The sequence below is a fragment of the Streptomyces sp. NPDC005141 genome (genome assembly GCF_053599975.1).
The window spans coordinates 1-14,720 of the sequence record NZ_JBSFYW010000052.1 but is presented as its reverse complement, the minus strand read 5'-3'; the positions used below and the strand labels follow the sequence as shown (position 1 = coordinate 14,720).

Annotated in this window: 6 protein-coding genes and 4 pseudogenes; 4 read left to right on the top strand and 6 right to left on the bottom strand. The window is 68.0% G+C overall.

What is annotated here, in order from left to right:
* Positions 1-34 precede the first annotated feature (34 nt).
* The gene (locus ACWD68_RS31335; RefSeq protein ID WP_451809827.1) at positions 35-1,678 is read right to left on the bottom strand and encodes an FAD-dependent monooxygenase; all 1,644 of its coding nucleotides are present in this window, start codon (positions 1,676-1,678) and stop codon (positions 35-37) included.
* A 218-nt stretch (positions 1,679-1,896) separates the two neighbouring features.
* On the opposite strand from ACWD68_RS31335, the gene ACWD68_RS31330 reads away from it, so the two are divergent.
* On the top strand, positions 1,897-2,493 hold the full coding sequence (locus ACWD68_RS31330) for a hypothetical protein (protein ID WP_451809826.1): 597 nt from the start codon (positions 1,897-1,899) through the stop codon (positions 2,491-2,493).
* A 54-nt stretch (positions 2,494-2,547) separates the two neighbouring features.
* On the opposite strand, the gene ACWD68_RS31325 is transcribed toward ACWD68_RS31330, so the two are convergent.
* On the bottom strand, positions 2,548-3,726 hold the full coding sequence (locus ACWD68_RS31325) for a PP2C family protein-serine/threonine phosphatase (protein WP_451809825.1): 1,179 nt from the start codon (positions 3,724-3,726) through the stop codon (positions 2,548-2,550).
* A gap of 170 nt (positions 3,727-3,896) precedes the next feature.
* A complete protein-coding gene (locus ACWD68_RS31320) occupies positions 3,897-4,352 on the bottom strand; it encodes a hypothetical protein (RefSeq protein ID WP_451809824.1) in 456 nt (151 codons plus the stop codon).
* Positions 4,353-4,548: 196 nt separating this feature from the next.
* Between ACWD68_RS31320 and ACWD68_RS31315 the strand changes: the two genes are divergently transcribed.
* On the top strand, positions 4,549-5,184 hold the full coding sequence (locus ACWD68_RS31315; protein ID WP_451809869.1) for a TetR/AcrR family transcriptional regulator: 636 nt from the start codon (positions 4,549-4,551) through the stop codon (positions 5,182-5,184).
* Positions 5,185-5,284: 100 nt separating this feature from the next.
* Here the strand turns inward: ACWD68_RS31315 and ACWD68_RS31310 are convergent, their stop codons facing one another.
* Together ACWD68_RS31310 and ACWD68_RS31305 are read right to left on the bottom strand one after the other, a co-directional pair.
* Complete coding sequence (locus tag ACWD68_RS31310) at positions 5,285-6,847, bottom strand: MFS transporter (protein WP_451809823.1); 1,563 nt, start codon at positions 6,845-6,847, stop codon at positions 5,285-5,287.
* 530 nt (positions 6,848-7,377) lie between these two features.
* Positions 7,378-7,524, bottom strand: a pseudogene (locus tag ACWD68_RS31305) (GNAT family N-acetyltransferase); the annotation flags it as partial.
* A 21-nt stretch (positions 7,525-7,545) separates the two neighbouring features.
* Between ACWD68_RS31305 and ACWD68_RS31300 the strand changes: the two are divergent.
* Together ACWD68_RS31300 and ACWD68_RS31295 are read left to right on the top strand one after the other, a co-directional pair.
* Positions 7,546-7,728, top strand: a pseudogene (locus ACWD68_RS31300) (GNAT family N-acetyltransferase); the annotation flags it as partial.
* Between the two features lie 2,794 nt (positions 7,729-10,522).
* A pseudogene (locus tag ACWD68_RS31295) lies at positions 10,523-14,521 on the top strand (LamG-like jellyroll fold domain-containing protein); the annotation flags it as partial.
* On the opposite strand, the pseudogene ACWD68_RS31290 reads toward ACWD68_RS31295, so the two are convergent.
* Positions 14,506-14,720, bottom strand: a pseudogene (locus ACWD68_RS31290) (1,3-beta-glucanase); the annotation flags it as partial. The pseudogenes ACWD68_RS31295 and ACWD68_RS31290 sit on opposite strands and share 16 nt — an antisense overlap.

Below are 14,720 nucleotides of genomic sequence, written 5' to 3'. Positions count from 1 at the left end.
TCCCGGCGCGTCGCGGCCGCCGGGGGCGGCGCCGCTACGTCCCGGCGTTCGGGGCGAACGTGCGGGCGAGATGGGCCGTCAGGCGTGCCGCCGTCGGTGGGGAGAGGCGGGCGCCGATGTACCCGTCCGGGCGGACCAGGAGGGCCGCCGGCTGGTCGCCGAGTGCGTAGAGACGTGCGAAGTCGCCGGCTGTGTCGACGTACGCGGGTGGGCCCGAGGAGTCCGGAGGGGTGCCGGCGGGCAGGATCACGCAGGTGTCGACCCGTCCCTCGGAGAAGTCGCTCGCCGCGTCGGCGAGTTGCCATCCACGGTCGCCGTCCCCGTACAGCAGCAGCACATGCCCGCGGTCCCGCAGAAGGTCGTACAGACGCAGGGGATAGGCGGCGATGTGTGCCGAGAGTCCGGCGCAGTCCGGTGCCCGGTCGCCCGGCTGGGGGCCGGGCCCCTCGGCGGCCGGGTCCACCAGCGGGCTGCCGCGGTAGCCGACGAGGAGTTGGGCTTCACGCAGCATCATCGTCCGCGGGTCGACCGGGTCGGCCTGAACGCCCTGGGTGGCGTGCCGGACCGTGCGGTCGACGACCTCCTCACCGACCGGCCGCCGCTCGGCGTCGTAACTCGCCGCTAGCTCGGGGTGTGTGCCGCCCTCGATGGCGAGGGCGAGTTTCCAGGCCAGGTTCCAGGCGTCCTGGACACCGGTGTTCATGCCCTGGGCGCCGGTCGGCGGGTGGATGTGGGCCGCGTCCCCGGCGACGAAGACACGGCCCTCGCCGTACCGGTCGACGATCCGGTGGCTGATGCGGAACACCGAGGACCAGCGCAGGGCCGAGGCGGTCGTGGGCTGCGGGGAAAGCCGGTCCAGCACGGCCTGGATGTCGGAGAGCGCGGGTGTGTGGCCGCTCTCCAGCCCGTGGACGACACGGTCGGCCGGCTCGGCCGTTCCGTCCCGCCGTCCCGCCGCGGAGAGTTCGGGCGGGACCATCATCGACATCCGGTACCGCTTCCGGCCGGGCAGCGGGATGCACACCAGCAGGTCGTCCACCTCGCCGGCCGCGTTCCGGTGCATGGCGCGGACGCCGTATCCGGACGGCAGGTCCCAGTCCACCTCCACGTCACCGAGCATGTACTCCTCCGGGAACGCGCTGCCCTCGAAGGTGAGACCCAACTGCTTGCGCACCGCGCTGTGCGCGCCGTCGCAGCCCACCAGGTACCGCGCCCTGACCTCTTCCTCGGACCCGGATGCGGACCGCAGCGCGACTGTCACGCCGTCGGCGTCCTGGCTGAATGAGACCATTTCGGTGCCGCGTTCGATCCGGGTCCCGAACCGAGCGAGGAACGCGTCGAGGATGCGTTCCGTCTCGTACTGCGGCAACGCGGCGAATCCGTACGGCACTTCGGGCGGAAGGACGAGGTCGATCCGGGCCTGTTCGACACCGTTGACGTACGCCAGTTGGCCGTTCATCGGTACGGCCGCTTCCAGGACCGTGCGAGCGAGCCCCATGCGGTCCCAGAGTTCCAGTGTGCGCGGCTGGATGCCCACCGCCTTCGCGTACGGCAGCCGTGCCGGAAGCCGGTCGACGATACGGCAGCGCACCCCGCGTCTGCGCAGCTCCGCGGCCGTGGTGAGGCCCACCGGGCCGCCGCCCGCGACCACCACGTCGGTTCCGAAGGTGTGCGCCACGGGAGCCTCCCTGCGTACGCCCCCTGCGTCGAGTGGATCTCCTTCCATCGTGGCCCCGGCGCGACCGGCCTGGCTACTCGATCACGAGCGCGAGGAGCCCGTGCGCAGGCGGGCGGAGCAGGGCAGCGGATGCGAACAGGGCAGGTGGAAGCCACGATGGTTCGTGATGGGAGGGGCGCCGAGCCTCACCCTGTACCGCCCCCCACCGGAGGTGCGCAGTGGCAGGCACCGAACCGGGCGGACGAACGGGCAACATCTTCTTCGCGTTCGCGCCGTGGATCATCTTCGACATCGTGGCGAGCCCCAGTACGTGGAAGTACGCGGCGCTGGCGGCCCTGGTGGCATCGGTCGTGCTGAACATCGGTGACATACGCCGCGGCCGGCCGAAGATCCTGGAGGTGACGGGCATCGTCTTCTTCGCCGTCCTCAGCGTGCTCGCTCTCGCCGTGGACCGGCACGACCTCATCTGGCTCGAGACCTACGCCCAGCCACTGGCGAACGGTGTGATCGCCGTAGTGGCCCTGGTCTCCCTCGCCTTCGATCCGTTCACGGCTCAGTACGCCCGTGAGACGACACCGCGCGAGTACTGGGACTCGCCCGTGTTCCGGCACATCAATGTCGTCCTCACCGCGGTCTGGAGCGCCGTCTTCGTCGTCATCGCCGTGCTCGGCGTCGTGGCCGTCCACACCGAGGGCTCCTCGGACTGGCTGAACTGGGTCATTCCGGTGGCCCTGCTGGTTCTCGCCGTACGTTTCACCGAGCGCTACCCGGACCAGTACGCCGCACGACACGCCACCGAGCGGGCCGCTGTCTGACCGTCACGGAATCCTGAGCACACGCCGTCTCCCGTCGCCCGGCGCGCAGTCGGGTCAGCGCTGTGCGGGAGGAGGCGCTCCGTCGGTGTGGATCCGGTGGTGGCCGTCCGGAGGACGGTGGGGCAGATGGAGGTGGTGGGAGGCCAGGCGTTCGATGACGAGGAAGGCGGCGTCGTCGCCGGGCTGGTCACCGATGTGACCGACCAGGTCGTCGTGGATCCGGCGCAGCAGGGCGTCGGGGCCGGAGGCGGGAAAGGAGGCGACGCGCTCGGCCAGGGGGTAGAAGGCCCCGGCCGGGGAGCGGGCCTCGATCACGCCGTCGGTGTACAGGAGCAGGAAGTCGCCGGTCTCGAAGACGAACGGGTCGGTGCGGTGGCTCTCGGCGGGCAGCTCGCACATGCCCAGCGGGGGAACCGGGTGCCGTGCGTGCAGGACCGTGACCTCGTGATCGCGCAGGAGCAGGGGCGGGGGATGGCCGCAGTTGATCATCTCGGCCCGCGTACCGTCGTCGGGGATGTCGAGAACGAGCGCCGTGATGAAGTGTTCGCCCGGGTCGTGCCGGGTGTCGGCCACCTCGTCCATGTCCCGGCACACGCTCACCTCCAGGGCCGCCGCCAGTTCCGGCAGGGTGGCGTAGCGGTGGGCGCCCTCGCGGAAGGCGCCCAGCGCCACCGAGGCCTCACCGATGGCGGCCAGCCCCTTGCCCCGGACGTCGCCGATGATGACGCGGGTGGACGGGCCGGCGGCGCGGGTGACCGCGAACAGGTCGCCGCCGATCTGGGTGTCGTCCTCGGCCGCCAGGTACAGCCAGGCCACCCGCAGCGGACCGATCCGGCGTGGTGGTGGCCGCAGCAGGACCCGCTGAGCGGTCTCGGCGACCGATCGCGCGCGCACCAGCTCCCGGGCGCGCCGCTCCCGTACATGGCACACGAACACCACGAGCGCGGAGAGCACCACCAGGGCGATGAGCTGTGCGATGTGGTTGGTGGTGCCGAGTCCGCCGTGCAGGACGGCGATGACCACCTGGGCGGCCACGGCCAGCACCCCTACCAGAGCCGTCAGCGCGGGGCCGGCGAGCGAGGCGGTGAGGGTCGGCGCGATGACCAGCAACGGGCCCAGGTGGACGTCGGTGGGGGAGCGGATGTCCACCACGGTGATCATGACGATCAACGCGAGGGGGATCGCCACCAGACGGCGGCCCGACGGTTGCTCCACGAGACGGTCCACTGACATGCGCCGGTTACCCACATGCCCCATTTTGTACCTATTCGCGCGGCTGTGAGCTTCGGCGCGACCTCTGCGGTCGGCGCGTCCGGCGCGACCGTCGGCCCGAGGGGGTGATCCCGGAGCCCCCTCGGGCCGGATGTGTCAGCGCGCGATGCCGGTTCCCCGGCGGGCGGACGTCAGTTCCACAGCGGGTAGGTGACCGTGTGCGCGTATCCCTCCGGCCGGTCGCCGGTGTACACCAGCGTCATCTGCGCGTAGTGCTGCACGTGTGGCTTCTTCTTCCACGGCTCCGGGTGGTCCAGCAGGACGATGACCGGGTACGAGTGGAACTTGCCCGCCGCGCAGTACGGCTTGCAGTCGTTCACCATGTTGACGCCCTCGGCCACCGCCGACTTCTGGTTCCAGTGCGACCAGTGGAGCGAGACGAGGCGGCTGTTGCCGTCGCCGCAGGCCAGGATGAAGTCGGCGGGCCGCACGTCCGGGTGCCAGAAGCAGTCGACGAGTACGGGTGTCGCCTGTCGCTGCTTCGTGGTCCCCGCGGCGGGAGGGGCGGCGGACGCGGTTCCCATGACGGCGGCGAGGGACGCGGCCGCGCAGAGGGTGATCGCTGTTCTCACTGAAATTCTGCGCATATCTGCTCCGTGCGGGATGCTCTGCGATTCGGTCACCAGCGTTTCGTCTCTGCTCAGACGGTACGGCCGTGACGTGTGATGTACCACTCATACGGATTAACGACACCATTTCGTGAGAAGTACCCAGGACCGCACTGCTCCGGCCCCCGGGACAAGGGGCGCTCCGCGTGCGCCGCGGCACTAGAATTCGTCCGTGATGAATAAATCCGGGCCGCAGCGCGGGCGCAGGCCGGGAAGTCCGGACACCCGAACCGCGATCCTGGATGTCGCGCGGCGCCGCTTCCTCGAGGACGGCTATCACGCGGTGACCCTGCGATCCGTCGCCGGTGAGGCCGAGGTCGATCTCGCCCTGATCAGCTACTACTTCGGTTCCAAGAAGGGGCTGTTCGGTGCCGCTCTGGCGCTGGGCGCGAACCCGGCCGAAGTCCTCGCGCGGGTCGTGGAGGAGGGTGACCTCAGCACCTTTCCCGAACGGGTCGTCCGTCAGGTTCTCGCCGTCTGGGACGACCCCGTGACGGGCCCGCCCCTGCTGGCGATGCTGAAGAGCGCGATCGACGACGACGCTGTCGGCGAGCTGGTCAAGGAGGCGGTCGAGCGCGAGATCGTGGACCGGATCGCGGGCCTCGTGCCGGGACGGAACGCCCGGCAACGGGCGGCCTCGTTCACCACCGTGATCGCCGGATTGATCGCCACACGCTATCTGCTGCGCCTGGGGCCGATCGCTTCCATGACACCCGACGAGGTGGTCCGCCTTGTGAGCCCGCAGGTGCGACAGGCGCTGCGCGGGCCCGCACGCCCGACGCCCGGAGCCCGGCCGGCGGCGCGTTCCTGACCGGGCGGCCGGGATCCGTCACCGGCCGGGCTCCGTCATAGGTGTCGCGGTCCCCGACACGCCGAAGCCGGCGTCTGTGCGAGACGCCGGCCCGGAGCTCTCAGAGGTACGACGGCTGCTTCTCCGTACCGACGGGACGCGGTGCCTCGTGGTCGTCGGCGGCCGGCTCCGGCCGCGGAGCCGAACGCAGCAGCAGGGCGACGGCCAGCGCGGCGAACAGGGCGGCCGCACCGGCGCCCAGGAGCGCGAGGTGCATGCCGTCGATGAAGGCGGTCGTCGCCCGGCCGGAGACCGGGCCGCCGATGGCGTGGGCGGCGGCCAGGGAGGAGCGCGCCGCGTCCGCCATGTGGTCCGGCAGTCCGGGCAGGCTCAGGTGGTCGCGGTAGGCGGCACTGAGCAGGCTGCCGAGGACGGCGATCCCCAGGGCGCCGCCGAGCTCACGCGCCAGGTCGTTCATGGCCGAGCCGACGTTCTGCAGCGAGCGCGGCAGAGCGTCCGTGATGGACGTCGTGGCCGGAGTCATGGCCAGGCCCATGCCCGCGCCCAGCGGCACGAGACCGGTGGCGATGAGCCAGTACGGGCTGGACGCGTCGAGCCGTGAGAGCACCCCCATGCCCGCGGCGACGCCGAACAGGCCGGCCACCCAGGGCCCCCGGAAGCCGAACCGGGCCACCAGGACAGGTGCGGCGCGGGAGACCGGCACCATGGTCACGGCCATCGGCAGCATGGCGGTGGCGGCCATCAACGCGCTGTCACCACGCACCAGTTGGAGGTACTGCATCATCACGAAGATGAACCCGAAGAACACGAAGAACTGAAGCATGATCGACAGGGAGCCCGCGGCGAAGTGGGGGTTGCGGAACAGCCGGGGGTCCAGCAGCGGGTTGTCGCGGCGCAGTTCGAAGAGGACGAATCCGATCAGCACCGCGAGGCCCAGCCCGATCCCCGCGAGCGTGACCGGGTCTGCCCACCCGCGGGTCGGCGCCTCGATGACCGAGTAGACGAGCGCGACCAGACCGACGACGGCGAGGAGAGCGCCTCCGATGTCGAGCCGGGGCTGCTTCGGTTCCGCGGACTCGGGCACGAAGAGCAGCGTCCCGACCAGGGCGACCAGGGCCAGGGCGACGTTCAGCAGGAACACCGAGCGCCATGACCAGCCCTCCAGCAGCGCTCCGGTGGCGAACAGGCCCACCAGAGCGCTGGCTCCGGCGACCGCGGCCCAGACGCTGACGGCCCGCGCCCGCTGAGCCCGCGGGAACGTACTGGTGATCGTCGACAGGGTGGCCGGCATGACCAGCGCGGCGCCCACTCCGAGAACGCCTCGCAGGGCGATGAGCGTGGAGGGTTCGGTCGTCAGCGCGGCGGCGGCCGACCCGGCTCCGAAGAGTGACAGTCCCGCGAGGAGGGCCCGCCTGCGACCGAAGCGGTCGCCCAGGGCGCCGGCGGGCAGCAGCAGCGACGCGAAGACGAGGCTGTAGGAGTCGATGATCCAGGACAACTGCGTCTGCGTGGCGTGCGTCTCGCGAGCGAGATCGGGCAGTGCCACATTGAGCGAGGCCATGGCGGCGACCACGGTGCCGAGGGCGAGGCACGTGACCACCAGGATCAGGTTCTGTCGTGCGGCCGGCGCGGAACCGGCGGCAGGGGCGCGCGTGGAGGGCATGGTGCTCTGTCCTTCGTCCGAGCGGTCCGGGGGGATCCCGGTGCCTGGTCCCAGAGTCGGCCGTCCGATGCTCGATTTCCACATTGATGAATTCGGTGCGCGGTCTCGCGGCCGGTGAGGAGAGGCTGTGTCCGGGTGACACCGCTCGGTGTCGAACCGGGGAAAAGTGCTGGTCGGAGGCCCGTAGCGTGCACTGTGGCGGCCCGCCGCGGACGGGCACGCCCACCTTCCCGCCCCCGGATCCGAGCGAGAAGCCGGCCCCTGTTGAATTTCTCGTCCAGGTCGTACGGCGGACCGGGCGAGGCTCTCCGACGGCGCCCGACCGGAGGCCCGCGCCCGTCCGCGATGTCACCCTGTTCCGCCCGGCTCGGGGCTTACGCCCGGCTCAGGCGTTCCTCCCGGCCGGATGGCATCTCCGGCCAGGTGGCGTCTCCGGCCGGGTGGCATCTCCAGCCCCTGACCCGCGTGGACGCGGGGGCACCGTCATGTCGCTCATCGTCCCTTTGGCGCTTGCCGCCGCGAACGGGCCGTCAGGAGCCTTCGGGGAAAACGACCTTTCGCGTCAGAAAGGCCAACTGGGCCCGCTTCTCCGGCAGTTGTACATCGGGGAGGTCGATCCTGGGGAGTACGACCTCCGGGCCGGCGACGAAGCCCTGTCTCAGCAATCGGCTGATCGCCAGCAGGGCGTGGCGGACGTGCTCTCCCGGGCGCTCCTGGAGGAGAGGCCCGAGGACCTGGCCGTCCTCCTCGTGGACGTCAAACACCCCCGTGTGCAGGCCCTGTACGAGGACTGGGGCTTCCGGAAGATCGGCGCGCGTCAGCCCTTCCCAGACTCTCCGCTCTACGCCGTCATGCTCGCGGACCTGCCGCTCTCATCCTGACCCGGGTGGCCCGCTGCCGTCGCCCTCCGGAATGGCGCGTGCCGCCTCGATGGGGGCGTTGCGTTGTGTCATCAGCACGCGGTAGAGGTCCTGATCCTCGGAGCAGCAGGCCGACGAAGACTCGTCCTCCGGACACGAAGTCCGCGTATGCCGTGACGCGGGGATTCCCGTCGCTCGTGGACGCTCTCGAAGCGACGTTGCCACGAGCTGCCTTCTTCTCCTTGGCGCTCGTTCACGATGTCCTGATCGGCGGTCTACGGGCGCAGCGCCCACGGCGCCATCGCCGGCGGACAGGACCATGCATTCCAGCGTGGCCCTGCGGACGCCGGTAGGCCACCCCATGGTGTCCGTGTCGTTCAGTCGGCGGAAGCCGAAGGCTACGAAGTGCGCCGCCCACGCCCCCGCCAGCCGACGGCTCCCGGAAACCTTTTGGCTCTGGACATCGAGCCGTCCGGTAGGGCGTTGACCTGCTGTGGTGGGGGCTGTGGTCGGGGGTCGGGAGCCCGTGGTCGGGGGAGGTCGGAAAGCGATGTACCTGATGAGGGACCTCGTGGTCGGTTCCGTGGTCGGGGTGGCCGTGTCTACGGTGCAAAGCCGATCGGGACGCCCTCGTCCGCCACAGTGGGAGGTGTCTGAGCATCCCGTAGCCGCGGCGGATCTGGCGCCACTGTCGGCAAGCACCAGCTTGTCTCGGACCCGGCGTCGCGCGGTCGGGGAAGCGTCTGCGTGGAGGAGTCGTTCTCCGCGGTGCGCAGATGACGCCGTGCCGTGAACAGGACCATCCACCGCACTGCGCAGACTATTTGCGCAGCTCGCTCCCTGCTGTGCGCACTGCGCAGCCTCCCTGCGCAGTGCGCAGCCGACCTGTGTCGACTTGAACAAGAAATCGAATTGGTCCAGCTGCAAGGGGCCTGGAAACGCACCTATGACGCCCTCGCCGCGCCCGCCCCCACCGTGGGGAACACGGTGCTGCGTCGTCGTTTGCTGATGTTGTCGATGGGGTTGTGGTGGCATCCGTTCTGGTCGGGGGTTGGCTGTGCGGGCGGAGTTGCGCAGTCGGGCCCGCGCTGGCGTGGATGCGCAGCGGTGAACCGGCGTGGCCTGCGCAGATGACTGTGCGGGAGGAACAGATCCTGCGCATTATCGGCTTGTCCATCGAGGGGCTGACCGTGGCGGAGCTCGGCGCTGTAGTGGGACTGCGCAGCAAGGATCGGTGGCCTACTGCCTGCGCAACCGGACGAGTGCGGTGCGCTGGTCCGCGACGGATGGAGCTGGCGCACCCGCCAGCTCCGCCGCCGACGGTTTACTTGCCGGTGATCGGGTCCTGCACCTGATGGCGCGCGTGGCGGGCACGGGAGTCCGGCGGCGTCGCCTGTCTTCCGCTCGTGATGATGCTTGAGTCGCGCCCCGGTACTGAGGACACCGTCCGGAGCGTGGTCGCTCCAGTACGTGTGGGCGACCATCAGCGCCGCGCGTTCATGCCCCTCGTCCGGAGCCAGATCCCAGCCCGGGGGAGGAGGGACGGGATGACGTACGCCAGGCGTTCTCGTGCCTCTCCCCTGCATCCAGCGGTTCGGTCGACCCCGGCACCCGCTGGAAGGGCGTCCGCAGATCTGCGCAGGCCTGACCGAGTGCGTCCTGAACGCCGATCAGAGTCGTACGAGGATGCCATGATCTGGCGGAACTGTTGTTCGAACCACATGTCGGGTACGCCTCGTGACGACATCTCTTGCATCAACTCTTGCTGCATCTCTTGCGACTTCTCTTGCGCGAGGATCGCTCCGCATCGTGGAATCCGTGCAGGTCACCTCCCCGTGCAGTCGTAGTCGGGTTTCTGACATCCCGGTTGGGGCCTGTCCGATGTATCGGACGGAGCCATTCATGGATGCGGACTCGTTGGTGAAGGCAGGCGTGACCGACTATGCCCGCCACCGGCAGCGACCATCGGGGCGAAGCTGTCGGCGACCGCCGCAGCGTTCCCAGCCTGAGCCCGAGGAGCCCGTGAAGGTGGACGACCAAGGGTGCGACGCCATGCGGTACGTCGTCGCAGAGCTGGACTTCGTGGGCATGTTATCCGTGAAATCGCCAGCACGCGGTGCCGCGTGCCTGCCGCTCGAACGGCTGGTCCATCAGAGCAAGGTACCATCGCCCCAACTGGCCGATTCTGTCGCGAAGTTCGAGGCAGGACAGCCCTTGCAGGACCTGGAGCACACAGACCATGGCCAGCTGAGCTGGCGACAGGCCCGGCCGGCCATCCTGCGGATACCAGGCGACGAAGTCCCGGTCCCGCCACAAGCCGATCCCGCACCCATATCGCCGTCGTCCCGCCGGGATTGCTCGCCCGTGCCACCTGCGCAGTCAGTGGCGGGATCTGGACACCGGAGCGCGGGCGGATGGACATCGAACGCCTCCCGTACGGCCGTCGATCTCATGAACCATCCCCGAGCATGCCCGCGGAGCAAGCCACCGCGCCTGAAGTCCTCAAGATTCCCGACAGAGTCCCTCAGTGTCGTTGTCGTTCCGGCTTCCTCGCACTTCCCCTGCGGCCGAGATCCTCACGCTACGAGGTGTCAGTGCGCCGCATCGAACGGCGATTGGCGTAGTCATTCATCTTTACGAAACTGATACTCAATCAGATGCAACCGTGTTCAACGTCACGCAACCCTCACGCTGATCGTCCGAAATGCCCATACAACCACCACTGGATCTTCATTCCCGTCTCACTTAAGGTCCAAGACTGACCTCCCTTTTAAGGGATTCTTCATTTAGTTGTTCGTTCGGAAACGGGGTGTGTATGCGGCGGCGCATACGAATGCGTAGACGCCTGGCGTTGATGCTGGCGGCAGCAACGGTGGTGGGGGTGGCACCGGCAGCGGCTAGCGCCTTACCCCATGTGCTTAGCGCACGCTCAACTGTGGGGGACGAGATCGGTTCTGGGGCAGAGGCGACCACAGAAGGTGCCCTGTCCGAGGCGAGACAGACCGGCAAGAACGTTGAGATCGGGTCACTGCGTGGCGAGAGCAGCGATGTTTATGCCACACCCGACGGCAACCTGGAAGCTCGGGAGTACATACGGCCCGTGCGGGCGAGGGTGGATGGCGAATGGAAGCCTGTTGACACCCAGTTGGTGAAGTCGGCAGAGGGCATGGTGGCCACGAAGACCACTACTGTCGGCTTGGAATTCTCGGCTGGCGGAGACGCTCCGCTGGTGCGCATGGCGAAGGCTGGCCGTGAGCTTTCTCTGTTCTGGCCAGGCAAGCTGCCCCTACCGGAACTCGACGGAGCCACGGCCACGTATCACGATGTCTTGCCTGATGTGGACCTGCGGATGGGGGCCCAGGAGGACGGGTTCACCCAACTGCTGGTGGTGAAGTCCGCAGAGGCTGCATCCAGCAGCGAGCTCTCTCAGCTGCGGCTGAGGCTGGCCGCAGACGGCATGGACGTGAAGGAAACCGCGCAGGGCGGTTTGGAAGCAATCGACCAGGGCGCCAAGAGTCCGGTATTCGAGGCGCCCAAGCCGGTGATGTGGGATTCCAGCCCGAGTAACGAGGAGACCGAGGCGAGCGCGTCCTCGCAGGCGCGAACAGCCTCTTTCAGTGCCAACAGCGCAGCACAGACCGTTTCTGATGAAGAACCTGCGGCTGGAGAGTCGGCGAAACTGGCTCCTGTCGATGTCGAGGTCCCATCGGGCGGCCATGAACTGGTCCTTACGCCGGACGCCGATGTGCTGAAGGGTAAGGACACCACATATCCCGTGTTCATCGACCCGCAGTGGTATTCACCGCGGGCGACGTCGTGGACGATGGCGTCAAAGTACTGGGCGTCCTCGCCGCAGTGGAAGTTCAACGGTGAGAGCAACGCCGGGATGGGCTACTGCGGTTGGGCCTACTGCCAGCCTCAGGACACCAAGCGGCTCTTCTATCAGATCCCGGTCTCGAAGTTCAGGGGCAAGAGCATCCTGCAGGCGGAGTTCGTGGTGCGGAACGTGTGGTCGGCTTCGTGTGACGCCCGCGGGGTGCAGTTGTGGCAGACGAAGCCTATCTCCGATTCGACGACCTGGAACTCGCAGGACAAGTCCGATTTCTGGATCAACCATTTGAAGACGGAGTCATTCGCCTACGGCTACGAGGGTTGTTCGGCCAAGGACGCCGAGTTCGATGTGAAGTCGGCTCTGCAGCAGGCCGCAAACGGCAGCGGGCCGACGATGACGTTCGGCATGCGGGCCTCAAGCGAGACGGACCGCGACGGCTGGAAGCGGTTCTCGGACAAGGCGTTCCTGCGCGTGAAGTACAACCGCCCGCCGCCGCAGATCAAGATGTCGCAGCTGACCATGCAGTACGGCGGCACCTGCAAGAAGCCCGACAGCGCGGCGCGTACGCGCACGCTGGGGACGATCTACGCCAACAATGTGACCGATCCCGACGGAGACAGCGTATCCGTCCAGTTCCGAGCTCAGTGGGACTCGGGCGAATGGAAGCCAGAATGGACCGGGTTCAAGAAGTCCGGCTCCGACTTCGCGATCAGCCTGCCGACGTCGATCCCGGAGAACAAGCAAATCCATTGGTACGCCCGGTCGTACGACAGAGGCCAGTACTCGCCGTGGTCATTCACGGGTAGTGCCACCGCTTGTTACTTCTACTACGACACGAAGGCGCCGAAGCTACCCACGATCTCCTCGGATGACTACCCGCTCTCTCTCTCGGGAGACCCGGGCGACCCGTGGTACGACGGTATCGGCAAGTACGGCACGTTCAATGTGGGCGGCAATGACGGGTCGACAACGAAGTACTTGTACGGCATCAACGTCGACCCTTCACCCAAGAACCCCATTCCCACGTCCAATGGGGCGGCCAAGACTCTCAGCCTGCTACCGCCACTCATCGGCCTCAACACCCTGTACGTCTCTTCCGTCGACTCGGCCGGGAACGTCTCGGCACCTGCCGGGTATCGCTTCCGCGTCAAAGCAGGCCAGCCGGAGCGGGCGATGTGGCAGCTGAACGAGACGGACGGGGCGAAAGCGGCCGAGGGGACGGCGCCGGAGCGCACTGCCGAGCTGAAGGGCGGTGCAACACCCGGCGTGTCCGGGGCCAAGGGCACGGCCGTGTCCTTCGACGGGGTCGACGACTACGCAGTCACCGCCATCCCCACTGTGGACACCGAGACGGGTTTCTCGGTGTCGGCGTGGGCGAAGTTGTCGAAGATGCCGGACGGGGCTGCCATCGTCGCGGCCCAGCCGGGTAACCACGCTCCCGGTTTCGAGCTCTACTACTCCAAGACATATGACCGGTGGGCCTTCAACCAGTACAAGGCCGATACGCCGGACGCTGGGATCGTGCGGGCCATGCAGGCCTCCGCAGGGGGTGTCAAGGCTGGTGCGTGGACCCATCTTGTGGGCACCTACAGCGCGAGTAACAACGAACTGAAGCTCTACGTCAATGGCGAGCTCGGAGGGAGCACGGTGTATGACTCGCCGTGGGACGCGCGGCGCGGGCTGCAGATCGGCGCTGGCTCCTACAACGGCCAGCCGGGCTCGTTCTTTCCCGGCGCCATCGACGAGCTGCAGATCTTCGACAAGCCGTTGTCGTCCGGCGAGGTGACCCGGCTGTATGGCAAGGACTCGCTCATCTCGGGCCGTCCCGCACGTGCTGTGTTCCCGATGGACGAGCCTGCCACCGCGACACAACTGACCGGAAAGGCCGAGGTGTCGCCCGCAGCGCTCGTCGGTGGCGCCACCGCCGGACAGCCGGGTGTCGCAGGCCAGGCACTGACGCTGGATGGCATCAACGACTACGCCACTACCGACCGTCCGCTGCTGAACAACCAGCGCAGCTTCGCGGTCTCTGCCTGGGCCAAGCTGCCCAAGACCAAGCCCGACCACGCCGCCGTCGCAGTGACCCAGGCGGGCGAGCACCGGCCGGGGCTCGAGCTGTACTACTCCAAGACGTACGACCGGTGGGCCGTCAACCAGTACTCGGCCGATTCCGCGGATGCCACACCGATCCGGGCCATGCAGGCCGAGGGCAAGACCGCCTACGGCGACACATGGACCCATCTAGTCGGCGTCCACGACACCGTCGCCGACAAACTCACGCTCTACGTCAACGGTGTCGAAGCCGGATCCGCTGATCTGCAGGCTGACTGGTACGCCGGCGGCGCGACACAGATCGGCGCCGGTTCGTATGACGGAAAGCCTGACTCCTTCTTCCCCGGCCAGCTCGATGACGTTCGCCTATTCGACAGGCCTGTGTCCGCCGGCGAAGTGCAGCAACTGTTCAAGCAGAGGCCGGTGCTCAAGGGGCGCTGGATGTTCGACAAAAGCAGCACCACCAACCCCGCCACCACTCCGGATGCCGCGCATACACACAACCCCCTCACGCTGAACGGCGGTGCGACGCTGACCGATGCGGGACAGATCGACACCGCGGGCCGTACCAGCTCCCTGAGCCTGAATGGCACCGGCGCCTATGCGGCAACCGGCACCGTTCCCGTCGACACCAGCGCAAGCTTCACCGTGACTGCGTGGGTACAAGCAGCCGCCATACCCAGCCACGACGCGGCAGCGCTCAGCGGCGATGGAGTGAACCAGAGCGCTTTCGACCTGCGCTTCGTGCCCGACACGAAGGATCCGGAAGCCCTGGGTCGCTGGGAACTCGCGGTCCCGGACAAGGACGGCACCGACGCGTCGGTAACACTGGTCAACAGCACTGAGTTCTACGACGTCAGAGACTGGAACCACCTCGCCGTGACCTATGACGGATTCACCAAAGAAGCCGGCCTCTACGTCAATGGCGTCCTACAGGACGTGGCGTGCGAGGACGGCGACGGTGACGGTTCAGCGGACGAGTCCGGCTGCAGGGACCTGCTCGCCTGGGCCGAAGACGTACTGACGTTCAAGCTGCCGCCGAAGGCGTCCGGGAAGCCGCCGCCCATCGCGACGTTCAGGATCAGGAAGTAGCCGTGGTTGGTGGCGTTCGTCCAGGTGGCCGCGTCGA

Excerpts from the sequence above, each read along its gene's own strand:
- ACWD68_RS31325 (WP_451809825.1), bottom strand. The coding sequence starts at position 3,726 with ATGTCAGTGGACCGTCTCGTGGAGCAACCGTCGGGCCGCCGTCTGGTG.
- ACWD68_RS31320 (WP_451809824.1), bottom strand. The coding sequence starts at position 4,352 with ATGCGCAGAATTTCAGTGAGAACAGCGATCACCCTCTGCGCGGCCGCG.
- ACWD68_RS31315 (WP_451809869.1), top strand. The coding sequence starts at position 4,549 with ATGAATAAATCCGGGCCGCAGCGCGGGCGCAGGCCGGGAAGTCCGGAC.
- ACWD68_RS31310 (WP_451809823.1), bottom strand. The coding sequence starts at position 6,847 with ATGCCCTCCACGCGCGCCCCTGCCGCCGGTTCCGCGCCGGCCGCACGA.